At 58.7% G+C, this 23,449-nt stretch carries 17 protein-coding genes; 7 read left to right on the top strand and 10 right to left on the bottom strand.

All coding sequences use genetic code 11. The annotated features are described in order from the left end of the window. Window positions 1–39: 39 nt before the first annotated feature. The 4 genes from SH664x_RS10410 to SH664x_RS10395 all read right to left on the bottom strand — a co-directional run bounded on the left by SH664x_RS10410 (window position 40) and on the right by SH664x_RS10395 (window position 5,435). On the bottom strand, window positions 40–960 hold the full coding sequence (locus SH664x_RS10410) for an alpha/beta hydrolase fold domain-containing protein (RefSeq protein ID WP_437200753.1): 921 nt from the start codon (window positions 958–960) through the stop codon (window positions 40–42). A gap of 763 nt (window positions 961–1,723) precedes the next feature. After that, window positions 1,724–3,895, bottom strand: coding sequence for a catalase (locus tag SH664x_RS10405; RefSeq protein ID WP_437200752.1), 2,172 nt, complete (start codon window positions 3,893–3,895; stop codon window positions 1,724–1,726). Between the two features lie 854 nt (window positions 3,896–4,749). Then, complete coding sequence (locus SH664x_RS10400) at window positions 4,750–4,872, bottom strand: hypothetical protein (protein ID WP_437200751.1); 123 nt, start codon at window positions 4,870–4,872, stop codon at window positions 4,750–4,752. Then, complete coding sequence (locus SH664x_RS10395; RefSeq protein WP_437200750.1) at window positions 4,854–5,435, bottom strand: hypothetical protein; 582 nt, start codon at window positions 5,433–5,435, stop codon at window positions 4,854–4,856. Before SH664x_RS10395 ends, SH664x_RS10400 begins: the two co-directional genes overlap by 19 nt. Window positions 5,436–5,834: 399 nt before the next feature. Here SH664x_RS10395 and SH664x_RS10390 point away from each other — a divergent pair, with 399 nt between their 5' ends. The 4 genes from SH664x_RS10390 (at window position 5,835) to SH664x_RS10375 (ending at window position 11,115) form a co-directional block, all read left to right on the top strand. Further along, window positions 5,835–6,539, top strand: a complete 705-nt coding sequence (locus SH664x_RS10390) for a hypothetical protein (protein ID WP_437200749.1) — start codon at window positions 5,835–5,837, stop codon at window positions 6,537–6,539. Between the two features lie 264 nt (window positions 6,540–6,803). Continuing rightward, on the top strand, window positions 6,804–10,301 hold the full coding sequence (locus SH664x_RS10385) for a hypothetical protein (RefSeq protein WP_437200748.1): 3,498 nt from the start codon (window positions 6,804–6,806) through the stop codon (window positions 10,299–10,301). Window positions 10,302–10,382: 81 nt separating this feature from the next. Next, window positions 10,383–10,814 (top strand): hypothetical protein, encoded by a 432-nt coding sequence (locus tag SH664x_RS10380; protein ID WP_437200747.1) that lies wholly within the window; start codon window positions 10,383–10,385, stop codon window positions 10,812–10,814. Then, window positions 10,807–11,115 (top strand): hypothetical protein, encoded by a 309-nt coding sequence (locus SH664x_RS10375; protein ID WP_437200746.1) that lies wholly within the window; start codon window positions 10,807–10,809, stop codon window positions 11,113–11,115. The genes SH664x_RS10380 and SH664x_RS10375 overlap by 8 nt, the downstream gene beginning before the upstream one ends. A gap of 96 nt (window positions 11,116–11,211) precedes the next feature. On the opposite strand, the gene plsY is transcribed toward SH664x_RS10375, so the two are convergent. From plsY to sppA, 4 genes are all read right to left on the bottom strand, one after another. Continuing rightward, window positions 11,212–11,925, bottom strand: coding sequence for a glycerol-3-phosphate 1-O-acyltransferase PlsY (plsY, locus tag SH664x_RS10370; RefSeq protein ID WP_437200745.1), 714 nt, complete (start codon window positions 11,923–11,925; stop codon window positions 11,212–11,214). A 130-nt stretch (window positions 11,926–12,055) separates the two neighbouring features. Next, entirely contained in the window at window positions 12,056–12,733 is a 678-nt protein-coding gene (locus SH664x_RS10365; RefSeq protein ID WP_437200744.1) for an HAD family hydrolase, read from the bottom strand. A 214-nt stretch (window positions 12,734–12,947) separates the two neighbouring features. After that, window positions 12,948–14,078, bottom strand: a complete 1,131-nt coding sequence (gene dprA, locus SH664x_RS10360) for a DNA-processing protein DprA (RefSeq protein WP_437200743.1) — start codon at window positions 14,076–14,078, stop codon at window positions 12,948–12,950. A gap of 126 nt (window positions 14,079–14,204) precedes the next feature. Beyond that, a complete protein-coding gene (gene sppA, locus SH664x_RS10355) occupies window positions 14,205–15,227 on the bottom strand; it encodes a signal peptide peptidase SppA (protein WP_437200742.1) in 1,023 nt (340 codons plus the stop codon). A 313-nt stretch (window positions 15,228–15,540) separates the two neighbouring features. Between sppA and SH664x_RS10350 the strand changes: the two genes are divergently transcribed. Further along, window positions 15,541–17,430 carry a hypothetical protein gene (locus SH664x_RS10350; RefSeq protein ID WP_437200741.1) on the top strand — a complete coding sequence of 630 codons (1,890 nt, stop codon included), beginning with the start codon at window positions 15,541–15,543 and terminating at the stop codon, window positions 17,428–17,430. 228 nt (window positions 17,431–17,658) lie between these two features. Here the strand turns inward: SH664x_RS10350 and corA are convergent, their stop codons facing one another. Next, on the bottom strand, window positions 17,659–18,747 hold the full coding sequence (corA, locus tag SH664x_RS10345) for a magnesium/cobalt transporter CorA (protein WP_437200740.1): 1,089 nt from the start codon (window positions 18,745–18,747) through the stop codon (window positions 17,659–17,661). A 251-nt stretch (window positions 18,748–18,998) separates the two neighbouring features. Here corA and SH664x_RS10340 point away from each other — a divergent pair, with 251 nt between their 5' ends. Further along, window positions 18,999–20,459 (top strand): ATP-binding protein, encoded by a 1,461-nt coding sequence (locus SH664x_RS10340; RefSeq protein WP_437200739.1) that lies wholly within the window; start codon window positions 18,999–19,001, stop codon window positions 20,457–20,459. Between the two features lie 184 nt (window positions 20,460–20,643). Next, complete coding sequence (locus SH664x_RS10335) at window positions 20,644–22,128, top strand: phospholipid carrier-dependent glycosyltransferase (RefSeq protein ID WP_437200738.1); 1,485 nt, start codon at window positions 20,644–20,646, stop codon at window positions 22,126–22,128. A gap of 46 nt (window positions 22,129–22,174) precedes the next feature. Here the strand turns inward: SH664x_RS10335 and SH664x_RS10330 are convergent, their stop codons facing one another. Next, the gene (locus SH664x_RS10330; RefSeq protein WP_437200737.1) at window positions 22,175–23,170 is read right to left on the bottom strand and encodes an aldo/keto reductase; all 996 of its coding nucleotides are present in this window, start codon (window positions 23,168–23,170) and stop codon (window positions 22,175–22,177) included. Between the last annotated feature and the right edge of the window lie 279 nt (window positions 23,171–23,449).

Below are 23,449 nucleotides of genomic sequence, written 5' to 3'. Positions count from 1 at the left end.
GTTTCATCATGGTGTGAGGAGCCGGAGAGCGATAAAAACTCATCTCAAACGGGCATTGAGAAAATCAACGACTTTCTGGCGATTGACGGGTGTGGAGTAAGGTTCATCGGTCTTGCTGCCGTGCCGTCCTCCTTTGACGACCTCGAGTGTGACTTCAAGATTCGCCTTGCGATACTCATCAACGATTCGCAGCGACTGATCAAGCAACACCTTGTTGTCCTCGTCGCCGTGGAAAATCAGAAGTGGTGCATCATTGTCTGTCACGTGGAACGCAGGACTCGCGTACCTCGCTAAACCCTCGTTCTGTTTAACCGGCCCACCGAGTAACAGATGGACTGGAGAGCCCGGCTTCTCTGTTTTCTCGGGCTGATTCTCCGAGCGGAGAATGAAATCTGTCGGACCATAGTAATCGACAATGGCCTGGACGCGGGAACTCATGTTGAGATTCCCCCCGACACTCCCCTCAAGCTCCTTGATGTCTCCCGTGACACCGAGCATGACGGCAAGGTGCCCGCCAGCCGATTCCCCCGCCACCCCAATGCGAGTGGCGTCAAAACCGTATTCCTCTGCGTGAGCACGAAGCCATCTGACGGCTGCTTTGCAATCGTGCACCTGACTGGGAAAAACCGCTTCCGGAACCAGCCGGTAGTCGATGCTGGCAACGGCGAACCCATGGTCCGCCAGCCAGGGCACAATATTCTGTTTGCGGGTCATCTGGCTCCAGCTGCCACCGTGAATGAAGATGACCAACGGCGGCTTCACCACGTTTTCCGGTAACAGCAAGTCAAGGGAGAGTGTCTTCGAATCGACGGTGGCAAAAACCACGTCATTGATTCGAATCGCTGCTTCGGACTTCGAGGAAAGTAGAGACGTAATGAGGCAAGCCGCGATGAGCAATCGACTGAAGTCAGACAATCTCACGCCGACATAGAAACGCTCGCGCATAGATGGATTTCTCATCAGTTTCAGATCCCAAGACAATTACAGCTTACCGCGCGTTGAAGTGCCACTTTCCAGAAGTTATTTCGTGGCCATGAGTGCAGTGACCCTCGCAAGCTCGTCATCAAACGTTGACGAACGGAGATCTCGAGGCCCTTCAGATGACCGCTTGCGACAATAGCCGAATTTCTCTGATTTTCCATCCACTCTACGCCCTGATAGCCTTGGCCACACCGTCTGCACCGGTCTGAGCAGAATTTCTGCTGCCTCGATGTGCACGGTCGCATTCACCACCGGCCAGTCGGAGTGGGCCACGGCGTGGGAGTTGACTGCGAAGTCGTTGCGGGAGTGAGTGAACGGGCTCTGGTGGTTCTGGCCGGTGCGGGAAGCCAGAGGAGGGGGAAGCCGGTCGACGTCATTTCTTCCCCGGCCAAGTAATACTTTGGATACCGAATCCGTCGAGTGATGCGGGGCACAGGGGACGTCCTACCTGCGGAGGCGGTACGAATGCCAGAATTTCTGACCAGCCACGCGGATGTGCCGCGTGTCGGGAGCCTGCGCGCGATTGGCTGGTTCAGATGTTGTGGACGAAGAGACGTTCTTGGAACGAACGCTCGCTACTGTGCCGTGCCCCGCTCGGTCGGTATGACGTTCCCCTGTCATGATGAAGCCGCCGCCCGACTACCGATTGTCTGCGTTGGCCTTGGTACGGCGCGCCTCATGATGCGGCGCTTTCGTAGAACACAGCCAGAGGAGCCGGCGACACTTGCGACCGTCCGAGTGATCAGTTCACGAGATCTTCGCGGTCCCAGATGCGATGCTGGCTCAGCTGGGCGATGAATTCGGCAGCAACCTTTCCAGCTCGGTTGTCAGGACCCACGATGACGCCGCCGGCATCATGCCCCTCGATTAAAACACGGGTCTTCTGCAGGAACTCGACCCCCGCCCCCGTGGCGGCAACCGGCTTACAATGTTTAAATGCCTCCTCCACAAACTCGATCGCCTTGGGAAGCGCCAGGAGAGCTTTGACGCTGGCATCGCCCCCCGGAACGTAGACCGCGTCAAACAGCACTGAAGCGGTCGTCGGCAGGGCGAAGTCGACTTGCACTTCCGTCCCTCCCGCTCCTGTGACGGTCCCTCCGTGTGGAGCAATCACCTTGAGCATCGCTCCCGCGGCGGTCAGAGACTTTTTCATCGCGTTGAGGGAAGCTTCATCAAAGCCGTTCGCCACCAATGCCGCCACTTTCCGGGTCTCGATCCCCCCGGTAAGTGAGTTCGCAAGACTGAGCGCCGGTGAGATGACCGGTTCGCCGGTGAACTTCCTGGGCTGTTGTTCACCCGCCTTCGCATCTGCGGGAATCGCCTGATTAATCGGTCCCTCCACCTTGGTCGGCACGGGCATTCCCAGCCCCTCAGACACGTCTTCGGCCAGCCCCGGATCAATTTGCGAAAGAATGAACAGCATCCGCTCGCGGATGTGGGGTGTCTCGCACTTTCCCAGTTCGAACTGGAGTGCGTTCACGATGTGCTTCTGCTCATGCGGAGCCTGGCTGTGAAAGAACATCGCCGCCTGGCTGAAATGGTCCGCGAAACTCGGACTCTTCGCTCGCAGCTTGGCCCCGTCAATCCGCTCCGCATAGCTGACAAAGCCCCCCGCGCTGGCGGGTGCCTGCAACGGCGCATTGCCGTTCAGGGAGTTCGGTTCGTAGGCCACGCGGCCGGGGTTAATCATCTGCCGCATGTAGCCGTCGCGCTGATGATTGTGCAACGGTGCAATCGGACGGTTGATCGGAATCTCGTGAAAGTTCGGACCGCCCAGCCGGATTAATTGCGTATCGGTATAGGAAAACAGTCGTCCCTGCAGCAGCGGATCGTTGGTGAAATCGATTCCCGGAACCAGATGCCCCGGATGAAAAGCGACTTGTTCGACCTCAGCGAAGAAGTTGTCCGGATTGCGGTTGAGGGTCAGCTTGCCGACCCGCTCCACCGGCACCAGTTCTTCCGGAATGAGCTTCGTGGGATCGAGCAGATCGAAATCGAACTTGTTCTCGTCCTTTTCCGGCACAATTTGCACTCCCAGTTCCCATTCCGGGAAGTCGCCGTTTTCAATCGCCTCCCACAGGTCTCGGCGGTGAAAATCCGGATCGCAGCCGGAGATCCGCAAGGCTTCGTCCCACAGCACCGAATGAATTCCGAGAAGCGGCTTCCAATGGAACTTTACGAAGTGCGACTCACCTTTCTGGTTGATCAGCCGGAAAGTATGAACCCCAAATCCCTCCATCATGCGGTAACTGCGGGGAATCGCCCGGTCGGACATGACCCACATGATCATGTGGGCGGACTCCGGCGTGAGAGAGATGAAGTCCCAGAAAGTGTCATGAGCCGACGCCGCCTGCGGAATCTCGTTGTGCGGCTCGGGTTTAACGGCGTGAATCAGATCGGGAAACTTCATCGCGTCCTGGATGAAGAATACCGGCATGTTGTTTCCGACCAGATCAAAGTTCCCCTCGTCGGTATAAAACTTCACCGCGAAACCACGTACATCCCGGGCCAGATCGGTAGAGCCACGCGATCCAGCCACGGTGGAAAATCGCACGAAGACCGGAGTCTGCCTGTCCGGATCCTGGAGAAAGCCTGCCCGGGTGTACTTGGCCATCGACTTGTACACCTGAAACACACCATGTGCCCCGCTCCCGCGTGCGTGGACGATCCGCTCCGGGATGCGCTCATGATCAAAGTGTGTGATCTTTTCCCGTAGGATAAAATCTTCCAGCAACGACGGGCCGCGCTCACCAGCCTTCAGCGAGTTCTGATTATCATTGATCGGCAGCCCCTGGTTCGTGGAAAGATAACCACCGTCGTCCGACTCGAACTGTTGTGCGAGTTGCTCGGTCTTTGCATTCAAGGGTTTGACGGGGGATTTCGCGGACCGTTTGCGGTTCGATGCTTTTTTCACGGGTGTCTTTCGCTGAAGGTGGAAGAAATGAAAGGTAACTGGTTTTAAGAGGACTTCTTCTTTCGCCCTTGGCTCTCTCCACCAGCCTCCTTCCTGTTCACCGTGTCCCCGGCGAGGCTTTCTGCCGCTTTTTCCGGAGATCTCTTATTTCCGAGATCCCCCTTCAATCTGTTCCGCAGCACGCATCTGCCTGGCCATGTGTTTCGAGGGACCAGGCCGCAGCAGGCGTTTGCCTCTCCGCGGCAGTTGACTCTTTCCAATCGCACAAGCCCTATGTTCTTGCAGAGTGTCAGTCCGTCAAGATGCTTGTTTCCAAACAAAGAGGTCGATTGGTAGGGCTGGTGGAGTCACGGGATCCTCAGTTGGCAGAGATGGGCGGGTTGGCTCCCATCTGGTCCCTGAGCCGACAATCAAGGCCTCAGTCGTTTCGGATTCGCTCGCACCAACGGGGGGGCGTCGCAACGGCACGTGATTTGCCTTCGTGATCGACATCCGGAAATCTGACAGGAGTCGACTTGAATGTTTGCGTTCTATTCCAATCGGGCGGGCTGCCTCGGGTCGATTGTCGTCTCCCTCATCGGATCCGTCCTGCTCTTCCTCCTGATCCGTGGCTGCTCCAGTTAATCCCGGTCGCGGTGAGTGCGGTCGAAGCGGCAAGGCTGCTATTCGTACGGCAAACTCATCCCTGGGTTCTGAAGGCACCGTCTGGCAAGCTGTCGGACGGTGCCTTTCGGTTTCCCACGTCATCTCAACAGACCGGCCCGCAGCTGAGATGAACTGGAAAAAGAATCCATAATTGGAAAAAGAGATGAGAGGTTCCTCTGTTGAAAGGTATCTGGTTTATTGGATTTAACCTAACGCCGGAGGACGTAAGCCCGGACTTTGATGGCGGCTTCCATGAACAGGCTCCGGTTGTCGCGGGCGGAGAGTGTCGCTCCGGTCGTGCGCTTCAGGCCACTCAGGAATGATTCCACCAACCACCGCTTTCCGTAATTCTTTTCCTGCAACGTGGCCTGGGGCATCTGCGAGCGGTAGGTTCCATCGAGGCGCCCATCCGTGCGATGCACTGCGGGTTTGATGAACTTTCCACTTGCCAGTCCTCACGGCAGCACCGATGCACCCATTCCGCATCGTAGTCGGCATCGGCAAACAGCCGTTTGGGCTGCGAACTCGTGGCGGCCTTGGCCAGCACATTGGGAGCTTCGGCCTTGTCGTTTCCCGGCGCCCAGCTCAATGCCAGTCCACTGGGAAGCAACAACCCCACCAGCACGCAGTTGGAGAGTTTTACGTATTTCGTCCGCTGTTTTCCGCTACAAGACTGAAGGTGGGTACTCGCTGAACTGGTCTCCTTGCCGGTGGAATCCAGGGCCGCTTCTTCCTCGTCCAGGGCAAACTTCTGGACCAGTTCATGCAGCATCACGTCGACGATCTCCAGCACGCTGGAGCGGTCGGCAAACTTCTTGAGCGTGGAATAATGCGGCAACGACTTGAGCCCGATCCGCACCTGCAATGCCTCGGAGACTTCCAGGAACTCAATCAATCCCCGGTAGGTGGTTTTGAGTTAAGCCCGCAGAATCAGGCACGTGAGGAGTTGCTCCTGCGTGAACTTCTGAGGGCTGTTACGATGTGAATACGGCGCCACAGACCTCCGCGCAATCCGCAGAGAGAGAGAGAGAGAGAGAGAGGGGTGACTTCCAACAGGATGTTCGTGCGCGGCAGCTTACTCGTAATCCGGATTTAGTGCATTCGCCACACCGGTTCAAAAAGACTTTTCAACGGAGCGAGGCCACTTCAATTGATGGAAGTCGTGAGATGTGGGATCATCCACTGAGCCTGTCGTGTTGGGCGAAACTCATCGCAGGAACAGTCAACGATGTTGATCTTCCTGTGTCTAATAAGGTGAAAAACGCAGCACGACTTCCACACTACGGAGGTTGCTGTGGAGATTCCTGTGGAAATTCCTGACCGGTTCAAAATCGCCGCCAATATTCAACGATTTCTTCGAAGCGAAATCACCGCCTTCGAGTTCGACGAGTTACTCGACGAATCGCGTTGTTCCGCTGATCCTGTTGTTCGATACGTTGCCGGCATCGTCTGGTATTTCTATGACGACTGCGTGGACCATCGAGTGGCCCTCTCCCGGCAAGGCTGGGGTTTCCTCCAAAGGCTGCTGTTGATTCTTCAATCTGATTGTGTGGTCAAAAAAACTTCGACCCGGATCTGGTCGGTCAGTCAACTGTGTGCAGGATGTTGCCTGCTGTTAATCGGAACGTGGTGCTGCTTGGGAGGCTGGAGGTACTGGCCGATTTTGGCCGGAATCGCAGGGCTCGCGGCGTGGCTGATTGCGAAATTCAGACCACAGCCCTGGAGTTCCGCTGACGCCCCACTTGCCGAAGCAATTTACCCGTTTGCCAGTTTCACCGATCTGCACGACGCGTACGACTCAGCCAGGTTCATAAAAGAACGTTTTCCTCCTGAAGTCGGGGAACGCCGCATCAGGAACGGAAACATCATGTTTGGCCAGAGGGCGCTGCGTGTCATGGCCTTCCTGTTCTACGGACCGATTGCGCTTCTGCTGCAGACGTTTCCCGTGACCGTCCGTCGGACCGTGGTGCATTTTGCTGCGACGAAACCGTGTGAATAAGAACGCCATCTCAAAAGCCGCAGCGTGAGCCTTTCTGGATCGCGTGTGAGTTGATCGCGTCATTCCCATTCCCGACCGGTGGATGCGTCAAACCATCGCGCAGCGTCGCTGAAAATTCTGGGCAAATCCTCCTAATCAGAAAAACTCGAGGGGATCCGAAACCGGGTCGCTTTTGAGCAGATGGCTGGCGAGGTATGATGCGACTGCTTGCCACCCTCCCAAGCCGCGCTCAACCTGCGGACCTCCTTGAGCCCAACGCACGACATGGACCTTCAGCTTTCTCTCGGCTTCCAGCAGTCACAAGATCCTTCCCAGTTGGCTCTGCAACGTTCTGAGTTGTTGAGATATGTCAACCTGAAGCTCGCGGCAAACGGGTTGCCCATCGCTCCGAAAGCAGGGGGTGCCGAACTGGTGCGGCTCGCATCGGGACTGCTGGCGAACTTTCTGGAGAAGTCCCGCCTGCTGGAATCGCACCAGCGCTGCCCGGCCGACACACGGATTGAGCGTTTCCTGAATGAACACTTCTCCGATCTGAATCTGACACAGCCGATCCGACTGCCCGGGCACACGCTCGTGCTCGATCGACACGGAATTGCCCGGGAACTGTCGCTCCCTGCCGGCGAAGATGTGTTCGTTTCCGAATATCTGCAGTCGTTCCGCGTCCGCAATGGCGTGCTGCACAACCCGAAAGCGGATCGCCGGACAACTCAGGGAACGTTCCATGTTGCGGAGGGGGGGCTTCCGTTTCCCGGCGATAAACGTGGCGTTCCGCGGCATGTCTTTGTGAACCTGCTCCTCAATGCGGTCAATCCGCCGGAAGACCTGCTGCTGCTCCCCTTCACGTCGGAGCTGCCAGAACCGGGACGGGGCTGGGTCTCGCTGTTGCTCCGTCCTCTCGTCTGTCCGGAGGTCCCTGGCTGGACCAGTGAAAAGACCATGGAAGTCCGGTTTTTCGCGCCCGGTTCACTAGTGAGCAATCTCGACTTCGTCGAATCGATTTTTGGAAATGCGGGAGATCCGTTCATTCCCGAGAACGATGCGGCACTCGATATTGAGCACTGGACAGGACACACAGGCTGTGTGATCCTCGCGCCGCATATTCTCAAGCTGACGAAGAAAGAACTGGGACTCCCTCACATCAGCCAGGCATCACCGGCCCAGATTCATGATCGCATGTGCTGGGAGGATGAAAACGAGCAGTATAACGACGGCGAAGCGTTCAAAGTGACCTGCCGGACGGAAGAAGGGGTCATCGTGACCCTCATCGCCGATAACTATTACGGCTACTGCAAGAAGGAAGTGAAGACCCAGATCAGCTATGCCACCAATCTGATGGGGGGGGCGGAAGAGGAACACTCCGGGGGTGCTCTGGTTTACCCCAGTTGGAGTCTGGGAGAAGGGTTTCAGTTCGCGAGCCAGCGAAATCATGGCCGGACCTTCAACGATGTGGTCCAGGATTACGGCCACCTGATGGAGGTGCAGCCTGAAGGATACGGTATCGACAAGCGTTTTCCGGATCTTTTCTACATCCCGGAGAATGCCTCCGCGAGCCTGCGATCGCAGAACATCACCTGGACCCGTGATGGCCAGACTTACGACATTCCGCTTCTGCCGGGGCAGATCTACATGGGCCCTTCGGGCTACCGCGTCCGCATGGAGAAGCACCCCTCCGCACCATCCTGGCGGCTGATCGGCACGGCAGGGGAAGGGGTCTTCTGCCATAAGCCCTGCACGGTTTCCGGCGGGGGAAAGAGTGAAATCAGCAAATCGCTGACCGACTACATGGAGTATGGCTCCATCTTCGTCTCGAATTACGAAGAAGACCTGCAGCTGGCCCGGGAGATTTTTGATCGCGACTATTCGACCCGCTGGACTCCTGCCGCCGCCAAGCTCCAGGACTATGCAGCGACACCCAGCCGTCCGATCCTGAGTCCGCTCCGCTCGCTGGGAAGCGTGATCAAGCTGCTCACTCCCTCCGAGGAATACAACGAGGAATACAACAAGTGGCTGGAACAGATCCCCAGCCATATCTACGCCCTCGTCTTTGCGATCAAACGGTTCCAGCAGCCGGAATGGGGGAACGACTGGGAATCTCATTTTGCTGTCGACTATGTGAACGGCAGTCCCGGACATGAGCTCAAACTGGATGACCGGAAGCTGGTGGGAACTTACCTTCGGGTGGGCTATTCAAATCAGCAGCAATGGCGGCTGTTCAAGGTCCGTCAGGATTTCGCGGCCGCGTTCAAGGTTCAGACCGAGGACGATATCACCGCGTCGACGGTGGTCCCCAATGACGCGATTCAGGGGATGACCGAGGAATTCAAGCGGACCCTTCCCGGAGAGTCGGCGAAGTTTTCCGTGAACTGCGAGTATCGGCTGTTTCAGCGTCCGGACGACGCGATTCATCGCGGCTTCGATAAGCAGGCCGAGGCCGACCTGGCCCGGCGCGATGTCAATTTCATCTCCAACTTCGAACCGCTCACGAAGGAGCAGGTCAACGAAATGCTGGAGAAAGTCGTCGACTTCGACGCCTTCACCCCGCCGATGAAAAAGCTCCTCCGCTCGGTCGATAAAGGGGAGAGCGGCTACATTGTCTGCTCGGACAACCCCCGTCGCGTCGGCGGTGTGCCCAGCAAGAATCCCCGCTATTTGCAGGACCGTCCGGACATGGCCCGGCCCATCGACCGCTACCTCGCGGAGATGAGCACCCGTCTGTTCCGGCGGTTGCCTGCCGATTCCTTTGTGCCGTTGCCGGTGACGGCGATTCTGTCAGGCCGTCGCAATAATCCGCCTGAACGCGAAAAGGGGATCCGCAGTCTCGCGGTCTACAACCCGATTCACTATCAGGAGCTGCCTGAACTCTTCATGGACTACACCTGCTCGCTGACCGGAAAGAGTCCTTCCACAACAGCGGCCGGCAGTGAAGGGGCGTTGACGAAGGGACCATTCAACGCCCTTCGCACCACGGCGGATCTGAACACCGCTCTGGTCAGCATGATTCTGACCGGCTTGCCGGGATTCTCTTCCGCAGCCGGCCATGTCGGCCCCGGCAATCGCTTCGACCATGACATCAGCCTGCTGGTTCCGGAAGTCTGGTGTCGCCTGACCCCCGCCGAACGTGATCCGCAGTTCCTGATCCGGGAGAAAATGCTGGAGCCCGTCGCCGATATCAAGACGGCTGACGGGAAAGTAATTCCTGCCCGCCGACTGGGCTACCGCATCACCAAGCGTTTCATCCGCCGGTTTTTCGGCCGCGTGTTTGATAATCCGGGAACCGTCTTCGACGACCGGATTCTCCAGCCCGAGCTCCAGGACCCCGAATCGTTCGCGGACGGCGTTCAGTACATCATGGAGGCGTATCAGCGTGTGGCGCAGCGGTATTTCGACGATGGCTCAATCGAGGAAGCCTGCCCGCCACTGAAGGTGCTGCTGCACATCATGGCCCACGGACAGTACGAAGGGAAAGATGAACGCGATCCCGAAATCCGGGCGATGTTCACCCGGGAAGCTCTCCTGCAGAGCGACTGGTACCGGAAGCGACTGGCGACCAAACAGGCCCATGATATTGCCCTGTGGAAGCGTCATGTCGACTCGCTGTCAACCTGTCTGGAACAGAACGGTTCGCTGCCTGTCGAACTGAAGAACGAGCTGAAACGCCGCGAACGGGTGGCCCGCCATCAGCTGGAGAAAGTCAGTGCAGCAGAATATCTGCGAGACCTGCATGGTTCCCTGGGAGCGGATCCGATGAAGGCCCGCAGGTGACGCTGCCGGACGGCAGTACCCATCAGCGGAAGTAACGCTCCTCATAATTCTGGTCAGGTTGAGTTCTGGAAAGTTGGACGAATGGATGATCGGCTCCCGGCACTGTTGTTCGGATCAGCACTGATCCTGGGGGCCGTCGGCCTGCTGGTTGCCCAATATCGTGGTCGCCAACGCATCAGTGAGGTGGTGGACTCCAGGGAGCGGACCTATCTGCAGCGTCGAAGCAGCCGCCGGTCCCAGATTGCGGGGATGATCCTGCTAATCGGGGTCATGATTATGGCCGGTGATTCGCTGATGACCAATTGGCGGAAAGCGCCGATGACGTTTGGCGTCTTCTGGCTGACCGTCATCCTGCTGGCCTTGTGGGTGGGGCTGCTCGCGATGGGAGATCTGCTCGCAACCCGATCCTTTATGCGTCGAGAACTCAGTCAATTGGAACGCCGCCAACTCGAGCTGGAAAAGTTGGCACAGGGGCTTCGTCAGGCCCAGGAGCGGCATCCCGTCGATGAGTGAAGGCCAGCCGATTCCCGCTTCAGAAACTCCGACCCGGGACCCCGATGTTCCCGACTGTCGCCTGTACGTGCCGCAGTTCGATCGCTGGCAGGTGAAGATCAAGACGTCGTGGGACAAGACGTATTGCTATGCCAAGAACCCGGGTGAAGACTACTATCACCTGATTCTGGGGGGCGAGATCTTTCTGCAGGGAGGAGATGAAGTCTTTTGCCTCCGCTGCGCGCTCCGGCAGGGGATTGTGACTCAGGATCGCCTCCACTGGCAGCGGGAATCCGGCCCGACGATTCCCATGCCGTTTTAGAGGAATCGGACATCTGATTCGCCGCTCCCCGTCTCTCGGAGTGGGGCGTCCCAAAAGCGCGGTGGACGCTGCGAGAGGCGTCGAGATCCCGCTCGCTCACTTCGCAGCCTTGTCTTCAGAGCGGTCATCAATGCGGCGTTCTTCGCCGCGCCAGAGCCGGACCAGATTGGTCCGATGCCTGAAAATAATTCCCAGTGGCGCGAGCAGGCTGAATAATCCGAGACTCCAGTAGCGGGAAGAAAAAAGTTCCGGCCCCCACAGGATCACCTGTGTGATGGCGAAGGTCAGGACCGCCACCATCGATGCCATCGACACGATGCGGGTGACCCCGACGATGACGATAAATGTGAGCAGAGCCGCCCCACTGGCCCAGGGAGACAGCACCGCGGCCACCCCCAGCCCGGTGGCCACGCCTTTTCCCCCGCGAAAACGGAGCCAGGGAGGAGCCATATGTCCCAGCATCGCCAGTGCGCCGCAGACGACTTTCTGATGCACAACCAGTTCGTCGCCGACAGGCAGCAACTTCGGAATCAGCAAAACGGGGAGCGCCCCTTTGAGCGCATCGAAGAGAAACGCCAGGAATCCCCATTTCCACCCGAGCACACGCGCCACATTTGTCGCCCCGATGTTGCCGCTGCCATGCTGCCGCAGATCGATCCCTTTCGCGTAGCGGGCAATCAGCAGGCTGCAGGGAATAGATCCCATTAACCATGCCAAAACGCTCCCCGATACGAAATTCCCGGCGGGGTGCTTTGTACCGGTTGTGGCGAGAGCCAGCAGTTTCGCAGAGAGGAGTTCGATCGGGTCCATACAGACAGGCTTGAGAACGGACGATTGGAAAAAAACAGGAAGACGTTGACTCCGGCGAAATCCCTGACGGGACATCCCGGTCAGTGCCGCAGATTTCCCTTGCCGGTTGGCTCAATGGCGGAATGCGGTCTCATAACAGGACTCGCAGAACACCGTCAATGTCCGAAAGATCCTTGAGCAGGCGGTCTGGGCGTGACGGCTCCAGTTCCTCAGGAGTATGTATTCCCGTGGCCACGGCGATGACCCGCGCGCCGATCGCCCGGGCGCATTGAACATCGGCTGGAGTATCCCCGATCACCCAGACCCGGTCGGCATGCAACTGATCAAGCAGATACTTCCGTGCCGCTGCGTGGGCAGAACGGGCCACGTCATCCCGATTGTGGAACTCGTCACCGAATCCGCCGAACGGGAAGTGATGGTCGAGATCGTAGTGACGGAGCTTCGCGCGAGCTCCCGTTTCCACGTTGCCGGTCAGCAGACCGAGCGCCACGTCTTCCCGGTCGCTCAGCTGGTTCAGCAGGTCGACGACACCGGGCAGAACTCCTCCGCAGCGGAGGGAAAGCGAGGCAGGGAGATGCCCAAGGTAGGATTTCAGGAATTTCTGCCACGAATCCGGGTCGAGTTCCAGCTGGTGGAAGGCAAACAGGTCGGTAGTGATCGCCCAGTCGGTCCGTCCCGCTGCCGGAATGTCGGTATATGGTCCCGTCAGGCCGAACACCTCCGCCAAGGCCTGTTCCATGGCGTGCTGGCCCGCACCACCGGAATTCAGCAGCGTTCCGTCAATATCAAAGAGGCAAACCGTCTTCACATCCAGATCCCTATGTCAGTCAACAAAAACAAATACGTGGTCCCAGCTGAAAGAGCCGGAGGAGCAGTCCGCCGATCAGTTGCGTAAACGGCGCAGGCCTGTGTCCTCTCATCAAAATCCGGTCTCCGGCTTTCTCCTGTCAGCCTCGCTGCGCTGACTCGAACCACTGGTGCACTCGGCTCTGCAGTTCGGGGACGGGATCGGACGACCCCTGTCAGCCGGTTGTCCTCTCCACCAGACCACCGGGAAGGCGACGAACCAGCCGCCGCATCTCCAGCACTGTCAGCGTGGAGAGCACCTGCGAGAGGTCCAGCGTCGCTCGCGACAGCACAATGTCTACTGCAGTCGGCACGAACTCCACAAGGTTCAGCACTTCCCGTTCAACCTCATTGAGACTCAATTCCCGGGGAACGGCGACTTTCTCCGGTTTGGCTGCCGATTGGATCGTTACCGGTTGCATGAGGGGACCGAGTGACTCCAACACATCTTCGACGCCGCGAATCAGGGTCGCTCCGCCTCGCAGCAGATCAAGGCTTCCTTCACTTTCAATACTGTCGATGCGTCCGGGCACTGCAAAGACCTCCCGCCCTTGCTCGAGGGCGTGTCGGGCGGTATGCAATGACCCGCTTTTCCGCCCCGCCTCAATGACGATCACTCCCAGTGACAGTCCGGAAATAATACGGTTCCGCTGCGGAAATAGCGCCGGCATCGGCTGCCGCTGCAGGGGAGATTCCGAAAGCAGAGCACCCTGCTGCTGAATTCGCCCGGCCAAGTCGACATGCTCGGGAGGGTAAATGTGCAATAGCCCCGGTGCGCAGACCGCCAGAGTTCTCCCGCCCGCTTCCAGTGCTCCTTCATGGGCCGCGGCATCGATTCCCCGGGCCATCCCGCTGATCACGGTGATGCCAGCTCGGGCGAGACCCGCTGCAATTTTCCGGGCCTGCGTGGTGCCGTAGTGCGTGCACCGGCGGGAACCCACAATGGCGACCGACAGCGCATCTTGACTTTGCACTTCTCCCCGACCATACAGCACGATCGGAGGGTCATGGATCTCCGACAGCAATCGGGGATACTCCGCCTGTGTGCGAAAGCTCAATGTGATTCCGTGGTCGACGGCCCGTTGCCATTCCTCGCGGGCTTCCGACAGGCTGCGATGCTGCGTAATAGCGGCCGACGTCTTTACCCCCAGCCGCTCGACACTGAGCAGTTCCTGACCGGACGCCTGAAAGACGGCCTGCCCACTTCCAAATGCTTCGAGCAGCCGCGATTGCAGTCGGGGGCCGAGCCCCGAGATCAGATTCAATTGCAGCAACGCCAGCTGCTCGGGATCGATCTCGATAGACATGCGAGTTCCTCCCGGCGGTCTCCGGGACTGGCCCCGGGATCATTACACGATCCCGGGCAGAGGCACTGAAGAACAGGACGGGAAGAACAACACGGGACCAAAGCGGTCTCAAATGGCGAACGGCACCTAGAGTGAACCGGATCGCAGCCCCTGTTGCCATCCGAACAAGTACATCGCCCGGGGGACACTGGCGTCCAGCAACAGTGACAACGGGTCACGTGCTGCCGGTGCAGAAATCGCCGAGCTGCCAAACAGGATTTCGGCCGCCGACTTCTGATGCTCATAGTCGACCACACGAACGTTCGACAGACCCAGTTTGGTCTTGAGCGCTGCGAGGGCATCTTCCTCATAGCCGATCTGATCGACCATGCCGAGCTTGAGTGCCTGATCGGCGGTGTAGACCTGCCCTGTCGCCAGAGCGCGGGTCTTCTCCAGATCGAGATTGGTGCGCGACTCGTCGATCACCGTCAGGAACCGGACAAATGACTCTTCGAGGATCTCGTCCCAGACCTTTCGCTCTTCGGGGGAAAGTTCCTTGAAAGGATTGAGCGTCTCTTTCAGTGGCCCGGTGGTGAGCGAATCGGGCTCCACGCCGACCTTCTTCGCGAGTTCACTGGCGTCGTAGCGAGGAACGATCACACCGATGCTCCCCGTCCAGGTCGTGGGCTCGGCATAAATGGGAGCTCCTTCTCCGGCACCCATCGCGATGTAATAGCCTCCGGAAGCGGCGATCCCCTTCATTGCCACGTAGACGGGCTTCTTGGCCGCGAGCTGTTTCAGCTTGTGGTAGATTTCATGACTGTCGGACACCAGCCCGCCCGGGCTGTTGATCACGAGGATGGCACCTTTGACGCTGTCGTCCTTCGTCACTTTCTCGATGACTTCAATGATTCGTTTGGTGTAAGGAGCCATGATCGTGAAGTCGACGACAATGCGGGCAATCTTGTCGGTGGCGGTCAGTTCGCCGGAGTGAAACTTCTCGTTCGGCCCCAGCGTCGGCGACATGTAGCTGGCGGTCGTCGCCAGCAGTGAGAAGTTCAGGAAGATCGATCCGAGCAACAGCAGCAGGACCAGCCGACGCAGCCAGGTTCGTTTGGGCTGCTGCAGCACAACGTAATGAGTCGGGGTCTGTGGGGTCGTGTCTTTCATGTCGCTCATGTTAATTCAGGAGGTTTGGGACCACCTTGTCGGTGATTGCGGCTGTAGGAGCTGATCCCGTTCCAACGGTGGAATCGGTTGATTCCAACGTGACGGAAGTCAAAACGATCTTAGCACAGCGACGATATTTCCACAGCCGCCAGTTGTAGCGGCTGTTGCAAATGTCGGACTTTCGACGTGTGTAGGGGCTCTGACGACCGGAGCGGACGCCGCAGGCGATTTGATCGCAACTGGGCTCGTTCAACCGGCGGATTCTGCCACAAGAAGCCGGCCCGACCTCGTCCAAATGGGAGCTGGATCAGCGATGACGCTCTATCGAAGTTTTCTCAAGAATACCCGTCCCTGGATGCTGGCGACAGCTGCGGGTGTCAGTCTGTGCTCCACGCGTGCAGAGCTCTTTGCCCAGGCTCCCGGAATGGCAACGGTCACACCGGCGGCCGTCTCCCAATCGGAACCGCGCCGACTCTCCGATTCCAATCAGGCGGCACGGGCGATTGAACCGGCGGCCATGACGACCGCTCAGCCAGCTTCGCCACCCAAGAGCGAAGTGCAGCGGCAACTGGAACTGCTGTATGAGCAGAAGGGACAGCCCATGCCGGAAATGCCCCGCCTGGACATGTCCAAGCCGGCCAATACACCCGCCGCAGTGAAAGCCGCGGGCGGGACGGCACAGACCGGACGCAATGCCACGATGCACACCATGACTCCGGAGGCTTCGCGCACGACGGCTGCCGCCGCCACGCAGCCTCCGGCTGACACCAGCATTCTCAGCAAAATGTCGAAGGCGTTCCGGATCAATCGGGCCGGCAAGGCACCGCCTGTCGATCCGGGCATGTCCTATCCAACTGCCAGCCAACAGCCCAACAATATGGTTCCGGGAGTCTCCAGCCCCCAGATCCCGGCTGTTCCTCCCGTCATTTCGTCCACTCCGGGGGGAACCGGGGCTCCGCCCGCGATCTTCCATCCGCCCGCGTCCGCGATTCCGATCGCCACCAACAGTGCACCACCGGTTGCACAGCCCAAAAACATCGATCAACTGAAGACGATGCTGCACGACAACGGACAGCAGCACCAGATGGTGCAGAACATGGTTCCTCCTCCCGAGGCGGGGCCGGCGATTCCTGCTGTTCCTCCGGTTCCGGGAGTCCAGCAACAACAGTTGCCGGTCGGCAATCCGAACCTCCCCTTACTCGATTTCAATGCTCCGTTGCCGCAGCAGAACGTGGCTGTCGCACCTGCTGAACCGACCGCGCCGAAAGCCGCACAGCCGGCGATGGCAGCGAACGATCCGCTGAACAACCTGTTCCCGGAAGATGATGACGACGACGATGATGAAAAGCTCGTCGATGCTCCGGTGACACAGCCCTATACCGGTCTGAAGCTGGAAGAAGATCTGTTCGTCCAGCAGAACAACAAGCCGGCTGGGAATGGAGTCATTACCGTCAAGCCGGCAGCACAGCCAACCATAACGGTCCAGGCGGCACCCCAGGCTCAGCCTCAACTGCAGCTCCAGTTGCAGCCCTCGCAGCAGCCTCAGGTCCGCTTGCAACCGGTCGCTCCTCCGGCCCTGCAGCCTCAGGTGACCCCGCAGATTCAGATTGCCGCCCAGCCCGGCGTCAGCCTGAATGCACCGGAACCGCCGACAGCTGCTCCGGAACTCAAGGAAATCAAAACGGCTCAGCAGCCGCAGATGACGATGGCTCCGCAGATGCCCATGCTGGAACTCGGACGACCGAATACGCAGATCAACATCAATGTTCCGCCTCCGGCGGAACCGGCCCAAGCCAATGTGGCTCCGGCGAAAGCACCAGCATCGGATGCAGGCAATCCTCAGTCGAAGATGGAACGCATTGCCGCCCGCAAAGATCTGCCCGGTCTGAAGGGATTCTGTCCCGTAGTGCTGAGGGATCACCGTGATCTGGTCGACTCCAATCCCGCCTTCAGTGTGATCTATAACGGCAAGCGTTATGAGTTCTCCTCTGTGGCTGCGATGGAGACCTTCCTGCACGAGCCGACGAAGTACGCACCGGCCGCTGCAGGGAATGATGTGATCCATCTGGCCCTGACGGGAGAACCGCAAGCGGGTTCGCTCGAACATGCGGTCTGGTACAAGGGTCGCCTGTACCTCTTCTCAGGTGTGGAGACAATGGAAACGTTCGTGGCGGCACCGAGTGGCCACGCGACCGAAGACTGAATCTGCGGGTCACCGTGAGCACCGGTGAGTTCAGTCAGAATTGCCGACGATCCGCGACGAAACTCCCGTCGCGGATTTTTTCTTTTTTACTTGAGTTGAGTCACCGCTTCTCCTCGGGGAGGATCACTCTGAATTGACCGCCGCTGGCGGCGATGAGGAGGTGCCAATGGCTTTTCGAATGATCCATCCGCAATCGTGCTGTGCGGGGGCCGCGCGGAGCAGACGGATCTAGCGCCGGAACCAGCCTCGCAGCCAGAAAAACAGCGACATCCCGAATCCCAGCACCCCCATGATCGCGAGTGCGAACGGGTAGCCGTAGTACCACTTCAATTCTGGCATGTTCCAAGGTGAAACCGCCGGATCAAAGTTCATCCCATAGACTCCCGCGACAAACGTCATGGGCATGAACAGAGTGGCGATCAGTGTCAGCACTTTCATGACGTCGTTCGTGCGCTGTCCGATCTCGGACAGGTAGAGCTCCTGCATGCTGATGCAGGAATCGCGGTCCGCTTCGACCACTTCGATCAGCTGCACCACATGATCCAGACAGTCTCGCAGGTAGACCTGCGTTTCTCTTGAAATCAGCGGAATTTCCAGACGGACCAGAGAGTTCAAGGCTTCGCGATGTTGCCAGAGCAGCTTGCGGATCTGAATCAGATCGCGCCGAATTTCATGCAGCAGAATCAGGACGGAGCGGTCGCGGGCCCGCGTGATGATCTCATCGAGATTATCGATCTGGCTTCCGAAATGTTCCATTCTCGGGAAGTAGTCGTCAATGATCGAATCGAGCAGGCAGTACAGGAGATAGTCCGCTCCATGTGACCGAACCACACCGTTCTGTCGCAGCCGGTTCCGGACCCCGTTGAAGCAGTCGCCGGGACGTTCATCGAACGTGATGACGAAATTCGACCCCAGGAACAGACTGATCTGTTCGCTGGTCACCGGTTCGTGTGAGGTCAGCATCCGTGCGATCACGAACAGAGTCTGGTCGTATTCCTCAGTCTTGGCACGTTGATGCACATGCAGGACATCTTCCAGAGCCAGAGAATGCAGCTTGAACCGCTTGCCCACCGCTTCAACGGTTTGGGAATCTCCCAGGCCAACCACCTCGAGCCAGAGAACCTCATCCCGTTCGGGCTGCGGAACTTCGGCGAGGCTGTCGACATCCTGCTCCTGAAAAGTCGTGGGGCCGAACAGCGTATAATGCAGTTGCGAGGGCTGCTTGGTTGTATCGGGAACGAGTGTCCCCGGCGCAGTCCCGGGTGGGGTTCTGCGGTGAAACAGCTTACGCCGGACTTTTTTCCAGGATTGAGGCACGCGTCGAGATTCGCTGATTTTTAACACGAGGTCAATCGCGTCACCATGTGTCGAGATTCCGACAATGGCCGTTGTCGCCAGCGTTTCCCTTGCGAATCACGATCGCCCACCAATCAGCGATCATCACCTCCGGGTGCACTTTTCTGATCTCCCTCGGCCTGCCACAATCGGCGAAGGGACGCGATCGTCGTTCTGCGAACAGCGATGGCGCGGCCGATCATCCCGCAGCGGCCGGTTCCCCGCCGGGATCCATGAAAGTTTCACTTATGATGTCGTATCCGCTCCGCGTCAGACTGACGGTGACGACGGTGGCGCTCTTGAGCCTGCTGGCGGGCATGATCACCCCTGCCTGGGGTGCCGCCTTTTTGACGCTGGTGCTGGTCCTGTTGCTGGCGGTGTCGGCAAGCCGCTGGCTCCTCCGTGATGTCGATGAACAGCATGGCGATTTCGTCAATGTTCTGAAGGACGCCCGTGACAGACTGGCCTTCGGCCGTCAGCCGCTCCTGCTGAAGAGCGAGCGGGCGGACGATTCGTTCGGTCAAGTCGCCTCCGAGCTGAACCACACGCTGGAACAGGTTTCGCAGAAACTCGCGGAGGTGCGTGCCGCCAACCTGAATCTGGAGCAGAACAAGACCCTGTTTCAATCGATTCTCGGGACGATGATGGAAGGGGTGCTCGTGCTCGATTCCCGCAGTCGGGTGCTGTACTTCAACCGGGCGGCCCGTGAAGTTCTTGACTGTAATACGCGAAACATCGAAGGCCGGGCTCTCTGGGAAGTGGCTCGCGCCACGGATCTGCAGGAAGCACTCGAATCCGTCTACGAGACCGGCAGCGATTTCCGCAAGGAGGTGGAGTTCAAGCGCAGCAAATGTGTCGTCGAAGTCTCTGTCGCCCGCTTGCCTCTTTCACCCGAACCGGGGGTCGTGGTGGTGTTGCACGAGGTGACAGAGCTGCGACGGCTTGAACGATTGCGACGGGAGTTCGTCTCCAACGTCTCCCACGAACTCAAAACGCCATTGACATCGATCCAGATCTACGGAGACACGCTCCTCGATGGCGGACTGGAAGATGTCGAGCATAGCCGGACCTTCGTCACACGCATTATCGAGCAGTCGAAACGTCTGCAGACGCTGATTCAGGACATGTTGCGGCTGGCCCGGATCGAATCTCAGTCCGACGCCTTTCAGCTGGAAGTGCTTTCGATCGGCCCGCTGCTGGAAGAGTGTGTCGAGGGCCGTCAGGATATCGCCCGGTCGCGACAGGTCACACTGGAACTGATCCCCTCGACTGAGATGGCGTTTGTTCATGCCGATGAGAGCGGGCTGCGTACGATCTTCGACAATCTGGTGAACAACGCGTTGAACTACACTCCTGCTGGAGGTCGGGCCGCAGTCTGCTGGTCCTGCGATGAGGAGCAGATCACCATCGCGGTGGAGGACACCGGAATCGGAATCGGAGCCGATGACCGCGAACGGATCTTCGAACGTTTTTACCGCGTTGACAGGGCCCGCACACAGGGAGGAACCGGACTGGGCCTGGCGATTGTCAAACACCTTGTCCATGTCTTCGGCGGGAAGATCGAAGTCTCCAGTGAATTGGGGACCGGCAGCACGTTCCGCGTGATTCTTCCCCGTGCCCCCCAACCGGCCGAAGTGTTGCAATCACTACACGAGCACCCCTCGGCGACCCAGGAAACGCCTGTTGAGTTTTGACAACACCCGCCTGTGGACTAACCCTTGCTGAGAACAAACCTTTGCTGCGAACGGGCCTCCCGCTCGCCGATATGTCGGCTCACTTTGCTAACGTCAATCCGTGCGTCACGGAGTCCAGTGAGAATGCCGTCCGGAACATCCACTTTTCCGGATGTGGGGCTGCCTGCCAACGCGAGAATTTGTTGTGAATGAAGGAATCTGTCCGGAAACCTCCTGCCGTCGTTTCGAGCGGTGGCTGAAGACGAATTGGGCGTTTACGATCGGACTGATTCTGCTGGCGGTCGCCCTTTATGTTCCCACTGCCCGCTTCCAGTTCGTCAACTGGGACGACCCGTGGTACATCGAGTGGAATGAGCTGACCACCTCCTGGTCGCCGGCCAATCTCTACGGCATCCTGACGCAGACCGTCGCACGCAACTATGCACCGCTGACGATCGCCACATTCCTTGTCGAACGCACCCTGTGGCAGCTCTGGCCGGGGGGATATCACCTGACCAATGTGCTGCTGCATGCGGTCAATGCGATTCTGGTGTTTCAGCTGGTTCGACAGTTGACGGCCCGCTCCTGGCTCGCCTGGACCGTCGCAGCGATTTTTGTGGTCCATCCGGTGCAGGTGGAATCGGTGGCGTGGGTCTCGTCACGCAAGACGCTGCTTTCGTCAACGTTCATGCTCGCCAGCCTCGTCTGCTGGCTTCGTCCATACCGAACTTCCAAAGATGAGAAATGGGGGAGCCTTTGGCTGGTGCTCGCCCTTCTCAGCAAAGCCTCCGCGGTCTCGGTTCCTCCGATCGTGATCGCCTACGACGTTCTGATTCGCCGTCGAAAATTTGCGGAAAGCTTCTTTCAGCAGCTGATTCCGATGTTCTTCTGCGTGCTGCTCATTCTGGTCACCATGCAGTCGCAGACGACCATCGTCGGGGGCGTTCGCAGCCACATCGGCCTGAGCAAACTGCGGCTGTTCGGAATCAACCTGACGCTGCTGTGGGAGTACGTTGGCATGCTGCTCTGGCCGCGGCAGCTCTGTGTACTCTATGACCCGCCGATCCAGGGGATTGCCGGCCGCATCGCCCTTGCAGGTGTGGGGTGGGGACTGGTTTCTTACGCCCTGTGGAGAAACAGAAACCGCACGCCGCTGCTGCTGTTTGCAGCCTGGGCCTCGATTCTGCTTCTGCTGCCCATGCTGAATCTTTTTCCGCTCACGACGTTGATGAACGATCGTTACCTGTACCTTCCTTGCGTCCCCTTCTTCGCGGGGATCTGTGGATTGCTGGATGCTGCCTGGAGCAGGCTGTTCACATCCCGAACGGCCGAAGCAAGCCCGTCATCCGACTCCGCGAGACCGGCCCCCAGCGTCGGGCGGAGCAGGCTCGCAACCGGGGGAGCGGCGATTGCCGTTGTGGTTGTCGTCTCGCTGCTGGCAAGGCAAACGGCTGCCTATCTCCCTGTGTGGCGAGATCCCGTGAGCCTGTGGAGCTATGCCCGCACCCACGCACCGACGCTCGCGGTCGTCCACATTCAATGGGCACTCACACTTGAGAAATTGGGGCAAACGGCAGAAGCGGTGACAGCACTTCAATATGCACTCGACCACTGCCATCCAGATGAGGGAGACACTCGCCGCATTCACAAAATGCTCGAGCAGCTGCACTCCGGGCAGACAAATCCGTAACAGGTGATCGCGAAAGGGGAATGACCATCTCCATTCCCCGGCATACTCACTCGTAGATTGGGAAGAAGGTCTGAAAGGCTCCCTCGCAGAAGACGCCCGGATCATTAAACCGTCGATTCTGATTCAGATGACTGATCTTCTGCATCTCCTCGGCACTCAGCTCGAAATCAAAGATCTGCAGATTTTCGACGAGACGCTCGCGACGTGATGTTTTCGGGACGACCGCCGTTCCCCGCTGCACTCCCCAGCGCAGAAGCACCTGCGCCGCGGTTCGACCGTGCCCTTGTGCGATCTGCCGGACGGAGTCATTCGACAGCAGGGAATCTTCTTCGCCCGCCATGTTGATCGAAACATAGGACTGCGCTCCCAGTGGAGAAAACCCCGTGACCGCAATCCCCTGCTCCCTGCAATATCGCAGGAGTTTTTCCTGCGTCAGCAGCGGGTGCAGTTCCACTTGCAGGACCGCCGGTGTGGTCCCCGAACCAGCAGCCAACTCGCGCAGCAACGCCACACTGAAATTTGAGACACCTATCTCCCGGACGAGTCCCGCCGTCACCAACTCTTTCATCGCTTCCCATGTCTGAAGCAGTGGAACCGGGTCCGGCTCCATCCGGGGTGCGGGGGCGTTGGGATCGAAGAACCACTCCGGAGGATACCGCTGCTCGAAAGGAACGAACTTCAATGCGATCGGAAAGTGGATCAGGTACAGATCCAGAAAGTCGAGCCGCAGGTCCCGCAGAGTTCGTTCCAGGGCCGGGCGGACATGTTCGGGGCGATGATAGGTGTTCCACAATTTGGAGGTGACCCAGAGATCTTCTCTCCGGCAGAGCCCCTTCTGCAGTGCCCGCTGCAGGCCCTCTCCCACTTCCGCTTCGTTCCCGTAGTCCGCAGCGCAGTCCAGATGGCGATACCCCGCCTCGATCGCTTCGACGACCAGTCCTGCCGCCCGGGGACGAGGGACTTTCCAGAAGCCAAGTCCGACTGACGGCAGCTGGCGTCCGGAGGAAAGGGTCACGCTGTGCATCATCGGGAAGGCTCGCATACATCAATTTCAGGCAAGCGCGGAAGCTCTACCGTCCGCCGGTTCGAAGGTCTGCCGCAGTCTAACCGGAGCGGACTCGACTGACTATCACCCGCCCTTCGCGGCTTCTGCAGCCCCCCGATTGATTACGGGTCGCCCCTCCGATATCGTTTGCGGTTCCGAGGACGCAACGGCCAGGGCTGCTGGTCGGTGCATCCTCAATCGCAGGGAATTCCCCTGTCGATCATCGACATTCAAGTCGCCAAATATTCTGCAGCCCCAGTGATTGAAGGATTGCCC

Origin of the sequence: Planctomicrobium aquicomposti (genome assembly GCF_051466325.1) — a bacterium.
GTDB lineage: Bacteria > Planctomycetota > Planctomycetia > Planctomycetales > Planctomycetaceae > Planctomicrobium.
This window is presented reverse-complemented; position numbering and strand designations above follow the sequence as displayed.

Coding starts and splice junctions, on each gene's coding strand:
- SH664x_RS10410 (WP_437200753.1), bottom strand. CDS start 960: ATGAGAAATCCATCTATGCGCGAGCGTTTCTATGTCGGCGTGAGATTG.
- SH664x_RS10385 (WP_437200748.1), top strand. CDS start 6,804: ATGGACCTTCAGCTTTCTCTCGGCTTCCAGCAGTCACAAGATCCTTCC.
- SH664x_RS10380 (WP_437200747.1), top strand. CDS start 10,383: ATGGATGATCGGCTCCCGGCACTGTTGTTCGGATCAGCACTGATCCTG.
- SH664x_RS10375 (WP_437200746.1), top strand. CDS start 10,807: ATGAGTGAAGGCCAGCCGATTCCCGCTTCAGAAACTCCGACCCGGGAC.
- plsY (WP_437200745.1), bottom strand. CDS start 11,925: ATGGACCCGATCGAACTCCTCTCTGCGAAACTGCTGGCTCTCGCCACA.
- dprA (WP_437200743.1), bottom strand. CDS start 14,078: ATGTCTATCGAGATCGATCCCGAGCAGCTGGCGTTGCTGCAATTGAAT.
- sppA (WP_437200742.1), bottom strand. CDS start 15,227: ATGAAAGACACGACCCCACAGACCCCGACTCATTACGTTGTGCTGCAG.
- SH664x_RS10350 (WP_437200741.1), top strand. CDS start 15,541: ATGACGCTCTATCGAAGTTTTCTCAAGAATACCCGTCCCTGGATGCTG.
- SH664x_RS10340 (WP_437200739.1), top strand. CDS start 18,999: ATGAAAGTTTCACTTATGATGTCGTATCCGCTCCGCGTCAGACTGACG.
- SH664x_RS10330 (WP_437200737.1), bottom strand. CDS start 23,170: ATGCGAGCCTTCCCGATGATGCACAGCGTGACCCTTTCCTCCGGACGC.